15 protein-coding genes and 1 pseudogene are annotated in these 13,265 nt (G+C 68.4%); 7 read left to right on the top strand and 9 right to left on the bottom strand.

What is annotated here, in order from left to right; all coding sequences use genetic code 11:
• Positions 1–412 precede the first annotated feature (412 nt).
• The 5 genes from MXD58_RS02500 to MXD58_RS02485 all read right to left on the bottom strand — a co-directional run bounded on the left by MXD58_RS02500 (position 413) and on the right by MXD58_RS02485 (position 3,814).
• Entirely contained in the window at positions 413–829 is a 417-nt protein-coding gene (locus MXD58_RS02500; RefSeq protein WP_248838748.1) for a hypothetical protein, read from the bottom strand.
• A 26-nt stretch (positions 830–855) separates the two neighbouring features.
• Positions 856–984, bottom strand: a complete 129-nt coding sequence (locus MXD58_RS30955; protein WP_374615526.1) for a transposase — start codon at positions 982–984, stop codon at positions 856–858.
• 28 nt (positions 985–1,012) lie between these two features.
• Positions 1,013–2,257, bottom strand: coding sequence for a hypothetical protein (locus MXD58_RS02495; protein ID WP_250609003.1), 1,245 nt, complete (start codon positions 2,255–2,257; stop codon positions 1,013–1,015).
• A 926-nt stretch (positions 2,258–3,183) separates the two neighbouring features.
• Entirely contained in the window at positions 3,184–3,384 is a 201-nt protein-coding gene (locus MXD58_RS02490; RefSeq protein WP_248838750.1) for a hypothetical protein, read from the bottom strand.
• Between the two features lie 241 nt (positions 3,385–3,625).
• Complete coding sequence (locus MXD58_RS02485) at positions 3,626–3,814, bottom strand: hypothetical protein (RefSeq protein WP_248838751.1); 189 nt, start codon at positions 3,812–3,814, stop codon at positions 3,626–3,628.
• 253 nt (positions 3,815–4,067) lie between these two features.
• Between MXD58_RS02485 and MXD58_RS02480 the strand changes: the two genes are divergently transcribed.
• From MXD58_RS02480 to MXD58_RS02470, 3 genes are all read left to right on the top strand, one after another.
• Positions 4,068–5,327: a glycoside hydrolase family 43 protein gene (locus MXD58_RS02480; RefSeq protein WP_374615524.1), complete on the top strand. Its 1,260-nt coding sequence runs from the start codon at positions 4,068–4,070 to the stop codon at positions 5,325–5,327.
• A 340-nt stretch (positions 5,328–5,667) separates the two neighbouring features.
• On the top strand, positions 5,668–6,135 hold the full coding sequence (locus tag MXD58_RS02475) for a MarR family winged helix-turn-helix transcriptional regulator (protein ID WP_248838752.1): 468 nt from the start codon (positions 5,668–5,670) through the stop codon (positions 6,133–6,135).
• A complete protein-coding gene (locus MXD58_RS02470) occupies positions 6,132–7,793 on the top strand; it encodes an MFS transporter (RefSeq protein ID WP_248838753.1) in 1,662 nt (553 codons plus the stop codon). The genes MXD58_RS02475 and MXD58_RS02470 overlap by 4 nt, the downstream gene beginning before the upstream one ends.
• A 161-nt stretch (positions 7,794–7,954) precedes the next feature.
• Here the strand turns inward: MXD58_RS02470 and MXD58_RS02465 are convergent, their stop codons facing one another.
• The gene (locus MXD58_RS02465) at positions 7,955–9,148 is read right to left on the bottom strand and encodes a cytochrome P450 (RefSeq protein ID WP_248838754.1); all 1,194 of its coding nucleotides are present in this window, start codon (positions 9,146–9,148) and stop codon (positions 7,955–7,957) included.
• Between the two features lie 199 nt (positions 9,149–9,347).
• Here MXD58_RS02465 and MXD58_RS02460 point away from each other — a divergent pair, with 199 nt between their 5' ends.
• Positions 9,348–9,884, top strand: a complete 537-nt coding sequence (locus MXD58_RS02460; protein WP_308301880.1) for a TetR/AcrR family transcriptional regulator — start codon at positions 9,348–9,350, stop codon at positions 9,882–9,884.
• Between the two features lie 72 nt (positions 9,885–9,956).
• On the opposite strand, the gene MXD58_RS31565 is transcribed toward MXD58_RS02460, so the two are convergent.
• Both MXD58_RS31565 and MXD58_RS31560 read right to left on the bottom strand, forming a co-directional pair.
• Positions 9,957–10,352, bottom strand: coding sequence for an acyl-CoA dehydrogenase family protein (locus MXD58_RS31565; RefSeq protein WP_248838756.1), 396 nt, complete (start codon positions 10,350–10,352; stop codon positions 9,957–9,959).
• Positions 10,349–10,684 (bottom strand): acyl-CoA dehydrogenase family protein, encoded by a 336-nt coding sequence (locus MXD58_RS31560; RefSeq protein WP_248838757.1) that lies wholly within the window; start codon positions 10,682–10,684, stop codon positions 10,349–10,351. Before MXD58_RS31560 ends, MXD58_RS31565 begins: the two co-directional genes overlap by 4 nt.
• Before the next feature lie 325 nt (positions 10,685–11,009).
• On the opposite strand from MXD58_RS31560, the gene MXD58_RS02445 reads away from it, so the two are divergent.
• The 3 genes and pseudogenes from MXD58_RS02445 to MXD58_RS02435 form a co-directional block, all read left to right on the top strand.
• Positions 11,010–11,216 (top strand): hypothetical protein, encoded by a 207-nt coding sequence (locus MXD58_RS02445; RefSeq protein WP_248838758.1) that lies wholly within the window; start codon positions 11,010–11,012, stop codon positions 11,214–11,216.
• Between the two features lie 37 nt (positions 11,217–11,253).
• Entirely contained in the window at positions 11,254–11,577 is a 324-nt protein-coding gene (locus MXD58_RS02440) for a DUF4286 family protein (protein WP_250609001.1), read from the top strand.
• A 111-nt stretch (positions 11,578–11,688) separates the two neighbouring features.
• A pseudogene (locus tag MXD58_RS02435) lies at positions 11,689–12,287 on the top strand (IS6 family transposase); the annotation flags it as partial.
• A gap of 401 nt (positions 12,288–12,688) precedes the next feature.
• Here the strand turns inward: MXD58_RS02435 and MXD58_RS02430 are convergent.
• Positions 12,689–13,222, bottom strand: coding sequence for a hypothetical protein (locus MXD58_RS02430; RefSeq protein WP_248838760.1), 534 nt, complete (start codon positions 13,220–13,222; stop codon positions 12,689–12,691).
• Positions 13,223–13,265: the final 43 nt, after the last annotated feature.

Genomic DNA, 13,265 nt, shown 5'->3' with positions numbered 1-13,265 from the left:
TTACATGGGCGAAGCCAGTCGAGGTCTTCGCCGAATTGTTGGAAAGTCATGCGTCGCCATGACTACTTGATTCCGCCACTTCCAGTACTGGATCGAACACCGACGCCCCATCCCTTCCGAGAAACTCGGGAAAATCCTCGGAATCGGATAGGCGTCCCTGCGATCGCCAACGCGGCGCGTGTATCCCCGTCGCGGCTCCTCCGGAAAGCCGACCTCTATCTGGACGCTCTCCGGTGGCGAGCGCCAGCGGGTGCTGTTGGCGCCGGCCACCACAAACTCGCCACCGACACCGACCCACAGCTGCGACCGGCAGCCGTGTTCACCGAATTCGCCGCCGCCATCTGACCGTCCGTCGCCGGCCTGCCCGTATGCACCGCTTCCTCGCAATGCAACAGCGCTTAACTATGCCGGTTCAGTTGGTGTCTGACGAAAGGCGGCGCAGCAGCTCCTCGGGGATGGTCGGCAGCGGGTCCGCGGTGTATCCGAACCAGCCGATTCCATGCTCGTCGTACCGGAGACGGCCGGCAGTGGCACCGAGGGGCTCCTCGATGTAGTTCGAGAAGTGGGACACGGCCCATTCTCTCGGTTCCTGTTCCTCGTCGCCCTCGACGCCCGTCGACTCGCCGACCGGCCAGCGTACGCCGATCAGGATGCTGGCGGCGTGGGGATGCTTCGCGTTCCTGTACACGACGCAGACGGAGGGGGCCAGGAGTGCCGTGTGATCGAGCCAGGAGCCGAGAACGGTCACTCCGGTGTCGGGAGAAAGGCTGAGGTCACGGACGTGAAGGAGTACCTGGTCGGCCGGTGACGTGCTCTGGTCAGTGCTCATGATAGGCAGTCAGGATACCAAGCGGATCACCCGGGAGAAGGGAGGAGGATGTCAAGTTCACGTGCGACGTCGGCGATCGGACGAGAAGTCTCGATCACCGCTTTCACTGCCTGGTCCTTGAACTCAGGCGAGTACTTCCTGCGTTTCTGTGCCAATTGAGATCTCCTCCGGGATGCCCCTATTCTAGTAGGGGCCCTGTCCGGGAGGAACGGGGCACCTCAGCCCGCGATCCGGCGAGGACAGCAATCGACGTCGCACGGTCAGGGTCCAGGCGGCGGCCAGGCCGAGCCATGGCAAGCCCAACAGCACGGCAGGCCACCACACCATCGGCGCGGCCGCGAAGTTTGACCCAGCCATAGGCAGTGGTGTGGTGCGAGCCCAGACCAGGAACGCGTCGGCCACTGGTAGACAACCACCGAGGTAGCGGCGGGACCCGAACCAGCGGAACGGGAGGCCGAACACGTCCGCCTCGTGCGTCAGCGACACCGCCACTGCCTGATCGCCGTGGGCTCGCGCCGCCGCGATCGTCACCGCTGTCGCGCTCGCCGACAGCCCGGCCACCAGCGGACCAGAATCCACATCGCCGCCGCCGGCAACACCCCGCGGATACTCCCGGACGCCAACCACACCGAATCGCCGGGTGAGAAAGGTGGACCTGAACCTCTGATAGGACGCCGGCGCACCGGCGGGATCGAGCACAGGCCAGAAACGTTGGATGATGCTCTGTGAGCTTCCCCGCGCTCCGCCCAGACCTCGCCCTGTCACCGGATCTGCTTCATGCGGGAGCAGCCCGGTGGCCGGATCCGCAAACGCCTCCGCCCGCCGAAGCCACCGGTCGACCAATCCCCGATGGTCGGCTCCCGTTACCTGGTCGGCCCGACGCAGCGCCGCCATCGCCACTACCGTGTCCACCGGCCATGAACGACCCGGATAGGAAAGCAGAAACGGCGAACCGCCCGTGTCGAGAGCCATCTTCACCGCCCCGGCCAGCCGGTCAGCGACCGCTGACAACTCATCCCCCGCGCGCCCCGCCGGTTCGACCAGCGCTGCGGTCTGTGCGCGCAGTAACAGCGACCAACCAGTGTAGAAGACCCCGTACGACGGCGACAGCTCCCGATCGAACACCGCGGTACCAGCCGGCGACGCCAACCGGCCCAGGACCCGCGTGGCTTCGGCACCCTCGGCCCGACGATCACCATGCCCGGCCGCCGCCAGATCGGTGAGCGCGAGTCCGTACAGGACGTTCGTGAAGAAGTAGCCCTCCGGAAACAGCTTCTGCATGCGCTGCCCACCGCCATGATCCAGTGACGTGCGCAGGTAGGCGAGTTCCTCCCGCGCGACACCGGCAACGTCAGGAGAACCGTCCGCGATGACGGACAAAACCCGACCGGTCATCCCGGCCAGCAGAGTGGTCGCTATGACCAACACAACCGGGAACCGCCTGGCGGAACGCGAACGAACCACCGACACCACGGACATTCGCGTATTCTCTCAGTCCCGAATCTGCAGGTCCCGCCCCCACCCCCGCGGCGATAGGCGGCGACCTGCGTCGGTGCGACGTTCCCGGCCTCACGTGGCTGGTCGAGTCCCTGCCGGTTAAGCGCCTGTGTCCGGTGAGAATCTGATCGTCAGGTAGTCTGACGTCGGTACCGGTAGGTTCGCCTCCTGTGATCATGGTCGGGAGGTTCGGGAGTTCGATTCTCCTGCGGTGCGCGCCGGTTGAGGCAGGTCAGGGCCCCATGTCGTCCACACGACGTGGGGCCCTGATGTATGTGGCGATGTAGGCGTCGGCGAAATGGGCGATCCACCCGGCGGTGAACGCCACGGCGCGGCGGCCGGCCTGAGGCGGACGCGGACAGCCGGCCCGACTGCGAGGCAGCTCCTGCCGGGATGCTAGGAAGACGACGGTGTCGCGGGCGACGAAGTCGACGGAGGTCGGGCTGCACCTGTGGACCACTCCCCCAGGCCTGCCTTCACGCGACGATATGATCATGTTCCAACCAAAGGATCGGGCGCAGGGAAGACGGGTATGGCTCGCACGACGTCGACTGCTGGGCCTGCCACCCGATTCTCCAGCGTCGTCGTGCCAGGCGAACTGTCGGCGCAGCGGTCCTCAGCGGTCCGTCGGTGCATCCGCAGCACCATGACCAGTGGCACCCAGTGTGAATATGTGCGCGATGCGTAGCATCATCGGCAGGATCGGTTGGGGATGCTTGGGGTGCGTTGCCGAGCGCACGCACGGTTGAGACAGGTCAGAGCCCCGTACCCCCATCCAAGGTACGGGGCTCTGCCGCTTCCAGCGCCGCAAGTACTGCAGTTAGTACTGCAGTTGGCGGACGGTACTGCAGGACGACTCAGGTGGCCCCCTCCTCCCCCTCGTTCTCCGTATCGGTGGTCGGGTTCCGGAGCCGGGTGAGGATGTCGTCCATGCTGCGAGCCGTCTCCCGCCGGACGTCCGCCAGAACGTCGATATAGATGTCCGCCGTCGTGGCCAGCCGAGTGTGCCGCAGCAGCGCGCGAATCTCGTTCAGGTCCACGCCGGCCCGGAACAGCATCGTCGCCGCCTTTTATTTCCCCTCGGGCGACGGATCAGATCTTCCTGCAGAACCCGTCGTACGCTCCGGCGCCGGGCTGCTAGAACAGCGTGACCGCGCGTAACTGCTACCTGTAGCAGGCTGATGGCACGGAGGGTGGGAGAGCTCATGAACCGAGCGGTTACCCTGACAGTCGCGATCGGTTCTGCTGTCGCTGCCCTCCGTGCTGTCATCGTTGCCAGTCGATGCGCGTCAACGGCCGTCATGTGACGGCACCGACGGTGAGAACGCGCCGGGTCGTGATGATCTCGGTGTAACTCATGACGGTCGGGGCGGCGGGAAGGCGCAGTCCAACGGGCGGTTGCGTGATGACCTGTTCGATGGTCAGCGGTACACCAGTGTCGGAGAAGATCACATACTCGGTGGCGAGGCCGGGCTGGTCAGAGACCACCAGGCCGACCGCATGACCGGGCCGGCCGGCGTGGTCGCGAACCGGCCTAGATCAACCTAATAGAGACTGTCCGGATTTAAAAGGGCACAGCAGAGTTCTGTTCGAGCAGCCGGCGGTTATCCGGTGGCCGCGAGACCGCGGCCGGACGGACACCGCACCCGGACGAGGCTCTGACAATTCCCACACGGCACGCACATCTGGGCCGGCCAGGCTGCGCAGTCGCATCCGAATCCGCCGGGAGGCCCGCGCCGCCATGTCGCACCTGCTCGATCCGCCCGCGCCGCCTGATCCCCCGCGCCCCGCCGATGACGCCCACCGGGGGTCGCGCCGAGCACCGACCGTGGTCACCGTGACGGCGATGGTCGTGGTGCTGCTCGCGTTCACCGCAGCCGGGATGGTGCTGGTGGGCCGGGTTGTCTCGACCGGTTCGTCGACCGCGCGGGCCGGCGCACCCGGTGCGGGGACCACCGCCCCTGGGCCGTCGGCCGGCGCGACGGGCCCGACGCGTACGGACGCGGGTGCGGCCACCGGCGGCACACCGGACGACCGTCCGGCCATTGCCGTCCACGGGTCCAACCTGGCCGATCCGTTCGTGCTGACCGTCGCCGGGGTCGGTTACGCCTACGGGACGAATACTGCGGACGGGGGCAACATCCCGGTGCTGCGCAGCACCGACCTGCGGACCTGGCAGGCGATCGGGGACGCGCTGCCGGCCCTGCCCCGGTGGGCCGCCGCCGGCCAGCTCCTGACCTGGGCCCCGACCGTCAGCCCCGTCGCCGGCGGCTTCGTTCTCTACTACACCGCCCGCGTAACCGCCCTCGGCATCCAGTGCGTTTCGACCGCGAGCTCGACCTCGCCGGCCGGACCGTTCGCCGACGTCTCCGCCGCACCGCTGATCTGCCAGTCCGAGGCGGGCGGCAGCATCGACCCAAGTCCTTACACCTCCGGGACCGACCGCTTCCTGACCTGGAAGAGCGAGGGGATCCGGGCCGGGCACCTCCCCACCTTGTGGGCCGCGCGGATGCGCCCGGACGGCCGCCGTCTGGCCGGCCCCGCGGTGGAACTGCTCCACCCCGGCCTGGCCTGGCAACACGGCGTCGTGGAGGGTCCGGCGATGCTCGCCCGCGGCGGCCGCTTCGATCTGATCTACTCAGCCGGCGACTGGCACAGCCCCGACTACGTCACCGCGACCGCCGCCTGCGCCGGGCCGCTCGGACCCTGCACCGCCGCGCCCGAGCCTTTCCTGCGCACCGGGAACGCGGGTGTCGGGCCGGGCGGAGCCGAACCGTTCGTCGATGCCGACGGGAACTGGTGGCTCGCCTTTCACACGTGGAACCGGAAGGATCCCGCATCCTCGCCCCACGCCGGCCGCCAACTTGTCCTGGCCCCGCTGTCACCGTCGGGCCCGCCCGCCGTGTCACCCGCGCCCCGCGTGCGCATCGGCCGCACGGTGACCCGACTCGATACGGCTGGGTCCATGCGCGGATCGACGCCCTCCGCGTCGGCCGGCTGACGGATCAGCCGGCACAGGTCCAGCTGATCGAGCCAGCCGACTGGAGAGGTGATGTCGACGGTCAGGGACCCGGGACCGCCCGCGCCCGCACCTTCCGGTGGCATGGATGACCTCGCCGGGGCGGCACTGGCGACGACCGCCGCGTCTGTCGCGGCCGGGGGGTCGTCGCAGCCGCGGGCTCCGCTGTCGGAGGTCATGCACGCGAGCGCGTCCCACCAGGGCTCACTCGCGCACCACGTCCCACCACCGGTTCACGGCTCGGGGGTTGGCGGTCACATGGTCATGGACAGCGCCCGGCGAACATCTGGCGTAATACTTAGCAGAACTATATAGTTTAGGCATGGATCTGGTGCGGAAGGCGCGGCGGGCCGAGCTGATCGACGTGGTCGCGACGACTCTGCTGGGTCGGGCGTCGCGACTGACCCGGCTGTTGATGAGGTCCGGCACCCGGGAGCTGACGCGGACCGAGATCGGTCTGCTGGCAACGGTGGCGGACGGTCCTTGCTCCATCACGGCGCTGGCGGAGACGGAGGCGTTGGCCCAGCCGTCGGTGAGTCGGCTCGTGGACCGGTTGGCGGCTCAGGGGTTGGTGGCCCGGGGGCGGGACGGCGCGGACGGGCGGATGGTCCTGGTGTCGATCTCCGAAGGAGGCCGCGAACAGCTCGGCACGGCCGTTGATCACCTTCGTTCGCTGTTGCGCTCAGCGGTGGCCGAACTCTCCGATGAGGATCTTGAGGCGCTGGCTAGAGCCTCGGAGATCCTCGACGGGCTGGCCGGCTCGCTCGGGCGTGCGCAGGTGCCGGCGTGACCGGGTCCGACCGGGCGACCGACCAGGTGCCCGGTCAGGAGGTGGCCCGGAGCCGTCGTCGGGCCGAGCTGCTTGCGCCGGTGCTGGTGCTGGCCACGCTCACCACCAGCATCGTCAGCTCGCTGGGCGCGCCGCTGCTGCCGACCGTGGCTCGGCACTTCCACGAGTCGTTGAGCACCGCCCAGTGGTCGCTTACCGTGGCCCTGCTGGTGGCTGCGGTGAGCTCGCCACTGCTGGGGCGACTGGGTGACGGTCCTCGGCGGCGGCCGACGATGATCGGCGGCCTGGCGGCGGTCACGGCGGGCGGGGTGATCGCCGCGATGGCCGGCAGCCTGGGTGTGCTGATCGTGGGGCGGGCGTTGCAGGGCGTTGGTCTGGGGCTGGTGCCGCTGGCGATGGCCACCGCCCGTGACGAGCTGCCTGCGCGGAAGGTCCCTTCGATGATCGCGCTGCTGTCCGTGACGGCCGCCGCCGGGGCGGGCGTCGGCTATCCGGTCAGTGGCCTGATTGCCGAGGTGTGGGGCCTGGCCGGGGCATACTGGTTCGGCGCCGGCGTCTGCGCGATCGCGTTGGCCTGCGTCGTCGCGGTCCTGCCGTCCAGCGCGCACCGGCACGACGGTCCCGGTGACGCCACCGCGACGGGCGCCGCCCGGCTCGACCTGATGGGCGGGGTGCTGCTGGCCCTGGGGGTGGTGACGCTACTTGTCGGGGTGGCCCAGGGGACGACCTGGGGTTGGGGATCGGCGCGGATCATCGGACTGCTGGTCGCCGGCATGGTTCTGCTCGCGGTCTGGGCCGTCCAGCAACTGCACGTGGCGGCGCCGCTGGTAGAGCTGCGGCTGTTGCGGCATCCGGCGGTGCTCGCCGGGAACGTGTGCGCCACCGTGCTCGGCGTCGCCATGTACATGGATATCGCCAGCATGACGGAGTTCATCCAGACGCCGCGCTCCGGGGGATTCGGCTTCTCCGCCTCGAGCGTCACAGCCGGGCTGATCCTGGTCCCGATGTCGGTGCTTATGCTGAGCGGCTCCCGGATGCTTCCGGGCCTGGTTGGACGGTTCGGTCTGCGCAGCGTGCTGGCCGGGGGCTGCCTGGTCGTCGCCGCGTCCAGCGGCTTCTTCGCGCTGGTGCACAGCGGCCTGTGGGCGGCATTCGTGATGATGGGAATTCTGGGCCTCGGACTGGGGACGACCTACGCGGCCATTCCCGGCCTGATCGTCCAGACCGTACCGGCCACGGAGACCGGTAGCGCCATGGGCTTCTACCAGGTCGTGCGCTACGTGGGGTTCTCCACGGGCAGCGCCCTGGCCGCCTCGATCCTGGCCGGGCACACCTCCACCGCCGGCGTGCAGACCCTGCGCGGATACACCACGGTGCTGTGGGTCGCGGTGGTGATCTGCGCGGTCGCGGCCACCCTCGCCTGGCTGCTGGCGGCCCGCGGCGGCGAGCCCGCCCCCGACCAGCGCCTCGCCGACGACGAGGTCCCCCTCCCGGAGGAGACCCGGGTCAGGCGATCTGGTGCAGCCGCCTACGTTCCTCGGCCAGGTGGAAGGCGCTGGCCCATGCCTCGGTACGCGCCCGTTCAAGGGCGAGCGCCGCATCATCACGGTCATGGAGCTCGGCGCGGATGTCCTCCCAGCCATGAAACTCCGTCATGAGCCCTCCCACCGTTTCCGCTCGACGGCCAGCCAGCCGTCGTACACAACTTCTGCTGGCTGTGCGTCATCCACTGGCGGACATGCGCGCCGACGCAGCCCAACGTCCGATGAAAATCCTACTTCGGGGCTGAACCCGGACCCACAAGATTTTCAGTGGACTTCTAGCCGACTGTGATCGGCAGGGACTCCCAGCCGCGTACGACCGACGTCGAGCCGAGCTTCGCCTGCGCCCAGTCGACCTCCCACCTTGGAAAATGCCGAAGGATCTCCTCCAGCGCGATGCGGCCCTCCAGCCGGGCCAGCGCGGCGCCGAGGCAGTAGTGGCCCCCGAACCCGAAGGTCAGCTGCTGGCCGATCCGACGGCGGATGTCGAAGGTGTTCGGCTCCGGATAGCGGGCCGGGTCGCGGTTGGCCGCGGCGAGGACAAAGAGCATCGTCGAGCCCGCGGGCACCGACTGACCATGGAACTCGACGTCGGTGGTGACATAGCGGGCCAACGCGTGGCCGGGCGGCTCGAAACGCAACAGCTCCTCGATGGCGTTGGGAATCAGCGACGGGTCGGCTACCAGCTCGTCGCGGGCATCCGGGAATTTCGCGAGCGTCGAGGTGGCCCAGCCGATCAGACGGCCGGTGGTCTCGTTACCGGCGCCGGCGACGACCGTGACGTAGGTGAGGATCTCGTCGCGGGTCAGGGTCCGGGTGACGCCGTTCTCATCGGTGAACTCGTTGGTGAGCAGCTCGGTCATCAGGTCGTCGGACGGGTTCTCACGGCGCCAGTCGATGTAGGGGCCGAAGATCTCCCCGGACATGAGAGCGCCCCCGGAGAGGTCCATCTGGCCGCCGGGCTGGGTTTGCAACGCCTCGTTGCCCGCGTCCCGGATGTCGGCCTGGTCGGATTCCGGAATGCCAAGGAGCATGCCGATGACGCGCATCGGGAACTCCTTTCCGAAAGCCTCGACCATGTCGAACTCGCCCGCCCCGATGAGCGGATCGAGTGTGCGGACGCAGAATTCACGGATCTTCGGCTCGAGCCCAAGGACGCGCCTCGGGGTGAAGACCCGGGCCAGCAGACCGCGGTGCAGGTCGTGGCTCGGCGGGTCCTCGAAGATAAGGGTGCCGGGGGGCATCTCCATACCCGACTTGATGATTTCCAGAACACCGCCCCTGGCCGACGAGAAAGTCTTCCAGTTCGGCACGCTGCGGTCGATGTCGGCGAACCGGGTGACCGCGTAGAAGTCATACTGCTCGTTGTAGTAAAGGGGAGCCTGCTCCCGTAGCCGCTGATAGATCGGGTACGGATCCGCGGCGTAGGTCTGGTCGTAGGGATCCCAGGCCAGGGCGGTGTCCGTCGTCATGTGTTCGCTCCTCGCGACGCGAATTGCCGGTGGCGACACGTAGTGCTGAGCGTTCGCCCAATCGCTATGCTGAGGACATGCTTATCGCCCGACCGGCCGGCCCGTCAAGCGATCTGCCTGCGGCGCCCGGCGCCGCGCGGTGACTGCGACGCGTCGGCTGGGCGCGGCGGACTCGGAGACGAGAGCCGCGCTGCTCGACGTGACCGCCGCGATCATGATCGAGGAGGGCTACGCCGCCGCCACATCACGCCGGGTTGCGGCGCGGGCAGGCGTGAAACCCGCATTGGTGCATTACTACTTCCACACCATGGACGACCTGTTCCTGGCACTCTTCCGGAAGGGCGCGGAGGCGAATCTCAGCCGCTACGAGCAGGCGCTCGCCGCCCACCAGCCACTACGTGTCCTGTGGAGGCTGGCCAGAGAACCTGACGGAGTGGTGCTGCTCGCCGAGTTCCAGGCGCTCGCGAACCACCGCAAGACCATCCGGGCGGAAATAGCGGAGTATGTCGAGCGTTTTCGCGCCCTCGAGATCAAGGCCGTTGCGGCACGGTTCGCCAGCCGCGGCTACGAAGCGGTTCCGGCCGGGGCGGTGACCGTCGTGATGAGCGCCGTCGCGCGCGTCCTCGTGATAGAGGACGTCATGGGCGTCACGACCGGTCACCAGGAAGTGCTGGACCTCGTCGAGCGCTATCTCGACCAGCTCGAGCCGAGCGCCGCGGAGTCAGGTCCGGCGTGATGGCATGTCGGAGCCGTCCATTCTGGCGGGCATGAACCAGGCCACGATTTCGCCGCCGCAGCCATCGCGGCCCTACGTGCTCGAACTTCCGGCGGCGGCGGTACGCCGTGGACGGTGGACGTGACCCCGTCTGTTCCGCCAGGCCCTGCCCCACGACGACGACTGGCCAGCGATCATCCCGCAACTCGCGGATGCTGTTGCGTCCGTTGAAGGCGGGCATGCCAGGGACCGGCGCGTCTGCTGATCGGGCCGACGGCGGCGAGTTTGGTGAGCGGCGCTCAGCTCGCCGCGGGAGTGCAGCTCAACGCAGTGGTCGACGAAGGCCCGGGCGATGTCGACCTCGGTATACAGCTCGGCGAGCAGGAACCGGCTGTGCTGGAAGGCGCCGACGGGCTGGCCAAACGCGCGCCGGCCGGCGACGTGCTCCCGGGTGCGGGCGAGGATGCCCTCGGCGGCGACCGCGCTCACCGCCAGCGACAGCCGCTCCTGGGGAGGTTGCGCACAAGCTGGTAGAACCCGGCGCCCTGCTCCCCCAACCGGTTCTCCAGCGGCACCTGGACGTCGGTGAAGGACAGCTCGCGGGTGTCCTGGCCGTGCAGGCCGTGCAGGCCGTGCTTGTCGAGGTTGCGGCTGTGGCCGAAGCCCGCCATGCCGCGCTCGACGACGAGCAGGGTCAGGCCGCGGTGGCGCTCCGGGCCGGTGCGTGCCGCGACGACCACGAGGTCGGCGTTCTGCCCGCTGGAGATGACGCCAGGCCCAGGCCGGAGGCGCCGCCGGTGACGACGGCTACGCCAGCGCATCGGTAGGTGTCGTAGAACGGCGCGCCGCCGTCGAGCAGGTTGACGCCGCGTTCGTCCAGCCAGGCCCGCTACCGGGAGATCTGTCCGGATGTCTTCTCGCTGGACGAGGAGGGGCACGGCTTCGTGGCGGTCCCGGACATCGAGCCCGGGCTGGCGGCACCCGTCCAGGAAGCCGCCGACAACTTTCCGGAGCGTGCGATCGTCCGCACCTTAAAACGCAATACCACCACCGTCACTGGCCGGCGTGCGGATCCGAGAAAGCTAGATAGCGTATGCTCACTCAACGGCGGACCACGGGGGCTGGAGGTCGGAGATGGTGCAAGCGGTGCGTTCTTCCGAGTCGGAGCCGCCGCCACGCCAGTGTCGCCTCACCGCGGAGGCGCGCAAGACCTCCATTTTGCAGGCCGCCCGGCAGGCATTCATCGAAAGCGGCGATGTGGCCGGGAGGACAATAAAACAGATCGCTGAGCTTCCCCACGATCGAACCGACCCGCCGGCGGCGTTGACCGGTCGCCGCGTCCTTTCATTCTGACACGCCACGAGGGAGCCGTCGTATGCAAAAGGGCATCATGCTGGTTCAGAGCAGCCCGGTGAGTCCGGAGCGTGAAGACGAGTACAACGCCTGGTACGATGATGAGCACATTCCGGACATTCTTAAGGTTCCCGGTTTCGTCGGTGCCCGCCGCTATCGGGCCCGGGACGCCGGTCCCATCAACGTGGGCCCCGCCGTCCCGACCTACGTCGCCGTGTACGAGCTCGAATCCGAGAATCTCGCCGAGACGATCCGAACGTTCCTCGAAGCCTCGGCCGCCGGCGGTATCCGCAACAGTGATGCGCTCGCCCTGGACCCCCTGCCCGTCGTCACTGTCTACGAGCTGCTCTCCGAGCACTGACGGGTGCGCCGTTGTGCCCATCCGCTGAACGGGGCGGGGGCGGGGGCGGGGGGCACTGTTGCATCGACGGAGTCCGCCAGCGCGCGGCTGCCGATCGCTCATGATCGGGTGATGCGCCCACGTCGTGTCCGTCCACCGGTTCCGCCATCGGAGTTCGCCGGGTTCCGCTTCCCTCCCGAGGTGATCGTTCTGGCCGTGCGGTGGTACACCTGCGCTACGCCTTGTCCTACCGGGACGTGGAGGAGCTGCTCGCCGAGCGCGGCCTGGTCATTGATCAGGTGACCGTCCACCGGTGGGTGCGGCGCTTCACGCCTCTGCTGGTCGAGGCGGCCCGGCCGTGTCGGCACCGGCCCGGTGATCGGTGGTTCGTGGAGGAAACGTATGTGAAAGTCGCGGGCCGCTGGACGTACCTGTACCGGGCGGTCGACCAGTACGGCCAGGTCATCGACGTCCTGGCCAGTACCCGCCGCGACCAGGCCGCCGCCCGCCGATTCTTCGTTCGAGCGCTGACGCAGGGGCGCCGGCCGGTCGAGGTCACCACAGACAAGGCGCCGGTCTATCCGGGGATCCTTGACGAGCTGCTTCCCGAGGCCTGCCACGTCGACGCAGCCCGGGAGAACAACCGGATCGAAGCCGACCACAGCCGCCTGAAAGCCCGGCTACGGCCGATGCGCGGCCTGAAACGGCTGCGCTCGGTCCAGACCGTCACTACAACATCGCCACCGGCTACATCCAACAGGCCACCGACTGGTTGCAAGACGGCTCGCTGCGCACCGAAGAGACCATCCTCGATGGCATCGACAACACCGTCGAAGCCTTCCTGTCCATGATGCGCGGCGCTAATACCGGCAAGACACTCGTCCACCTTCCGTAGAGTTTTGCCAGGCCGTTGATCGTCTGGATTTAGGGATGCGGGATCTTCGCCTGGTTCGATGGTCGTTGTGTAGCCCCGCCCCGGTGGGAACGACGAATGAGTACGACAAGACCGACTCCCACGCCGCCAGGTACCACAGGGTGTGGGCACGACGCCGTCACCGACCGGAAGATCTCCAGGCGAAATTCCCCGGCCACAGGACCGGTGGTGTGCCCCGTTAAGTCCGGACAGCCGCCATTAAGGTGATCTATGCGGCGGTCGGATCCTGGCCGATGAGCTTGTCGTACAGTCTGCCCGCCTCGACGGTAGGCAGCGGAAGGTAGTAGAGGTCGTCGTCGACCGCGGCGATGGTGGCTCGGTCGGTGAGGGTGAGCAGAAAACCGTCGAGAATGTCGCCGCGGGGCCGCGCAGTGGGGTCGGGGCAGCGTCGCGGACCGTCGGCGGCGATGCCTGCTCGTATGCGGTGCCGTACAGCTGCCGGTGGTCACAGGGAAGGTATCCGCCGATGATGTGGCGGACCGCCGCGCAGGATCCGGTGAGGGAGCCCCGGACGTTCGGGTCGGTGGACGTGTCCGTGCCGGTGAGCAGGTCCCGGCCAGCGACGAGCCGGACGGTGCCGGCGCTGGGACGGCGGACCTCCACGACGCTGTAGCCGTCCGGGCTGTACGCGTGCGCGAGGGCGGCCGGGTCGTCGCCCAGCGAGCTGATGGTGGTGGTACCAGCGGACAGGACAAACAGTACGGCGGCGAGGGCGCCCAGCGCCCGGGCCACCAGCAGCTTGCGCGCGCGGCTCGACGTCGCGTGATCACCCGTC

It is taken from the genome of Frankia sp. AgKG'84/4 (assembly GCF_023242965.2).
Classification (GTDB): Bacteria; Actinomycetota; Actinomycetes; order Frankiales; family Frankiaceae; genus Frankia.
This window is presented reverse-complemented; position numbering and strand designations above follow the sequence as displayed.

Bases quoted from the DNA above. Each gene is read 5' to 3' on its own strand.
- MXD58_RS02475 (WP_248838752.1), top strand. From the start codon at position 5,668: ATGGATCTGGTGCGGAAGGCGCGGCGGGCCGAGCTGATCGACGTGGTC.
- MXD58_RS02490 (WP_248838750.1), bottom strand. From the start codon at position 3,384: ATGCTGTTCCGGGCCGGCGTGGACCTGAACGAGATTCGCGCGCTGCTG.
- MXD58_RS02500 (WP_248838748.1), bottom strand. From the start codon at position 829: ATGAGCACTGACCAGAGCACGTCACCGGCCGACCAGGTACTCCTTCAC.
- MXD58_RS31560 (WP_248838757.1), bottom strand. From the start codon at position 10,684: ATGCGCTGGCGTAGCCGTCGTCACCGGCGGCGCCTCCGGCCTGGGCCT.
- MXD58_RS02440 (WP_250609001.1), top strand. From the start codon at position 11,254: ATGCTGGTTCAGAGCAGCCCGGTGAGTCCGGAGCGTGAAGACGAGTAC.
- MXD58_RS02465 (WP_248838754.1), bottom strand. From the start codon at position 9,148: ATGACGACGGACACCGCCCTGGCCTGGGATCCCTACGACCAGACCTAC.
- MXD58_RS02480 (WP_374615524.1), top strand. From the start codon at position 4,068: ATGTCGCACCTGCTCGATCCGCCCGCGCCGCCTGATCCCCCGCGCCCC.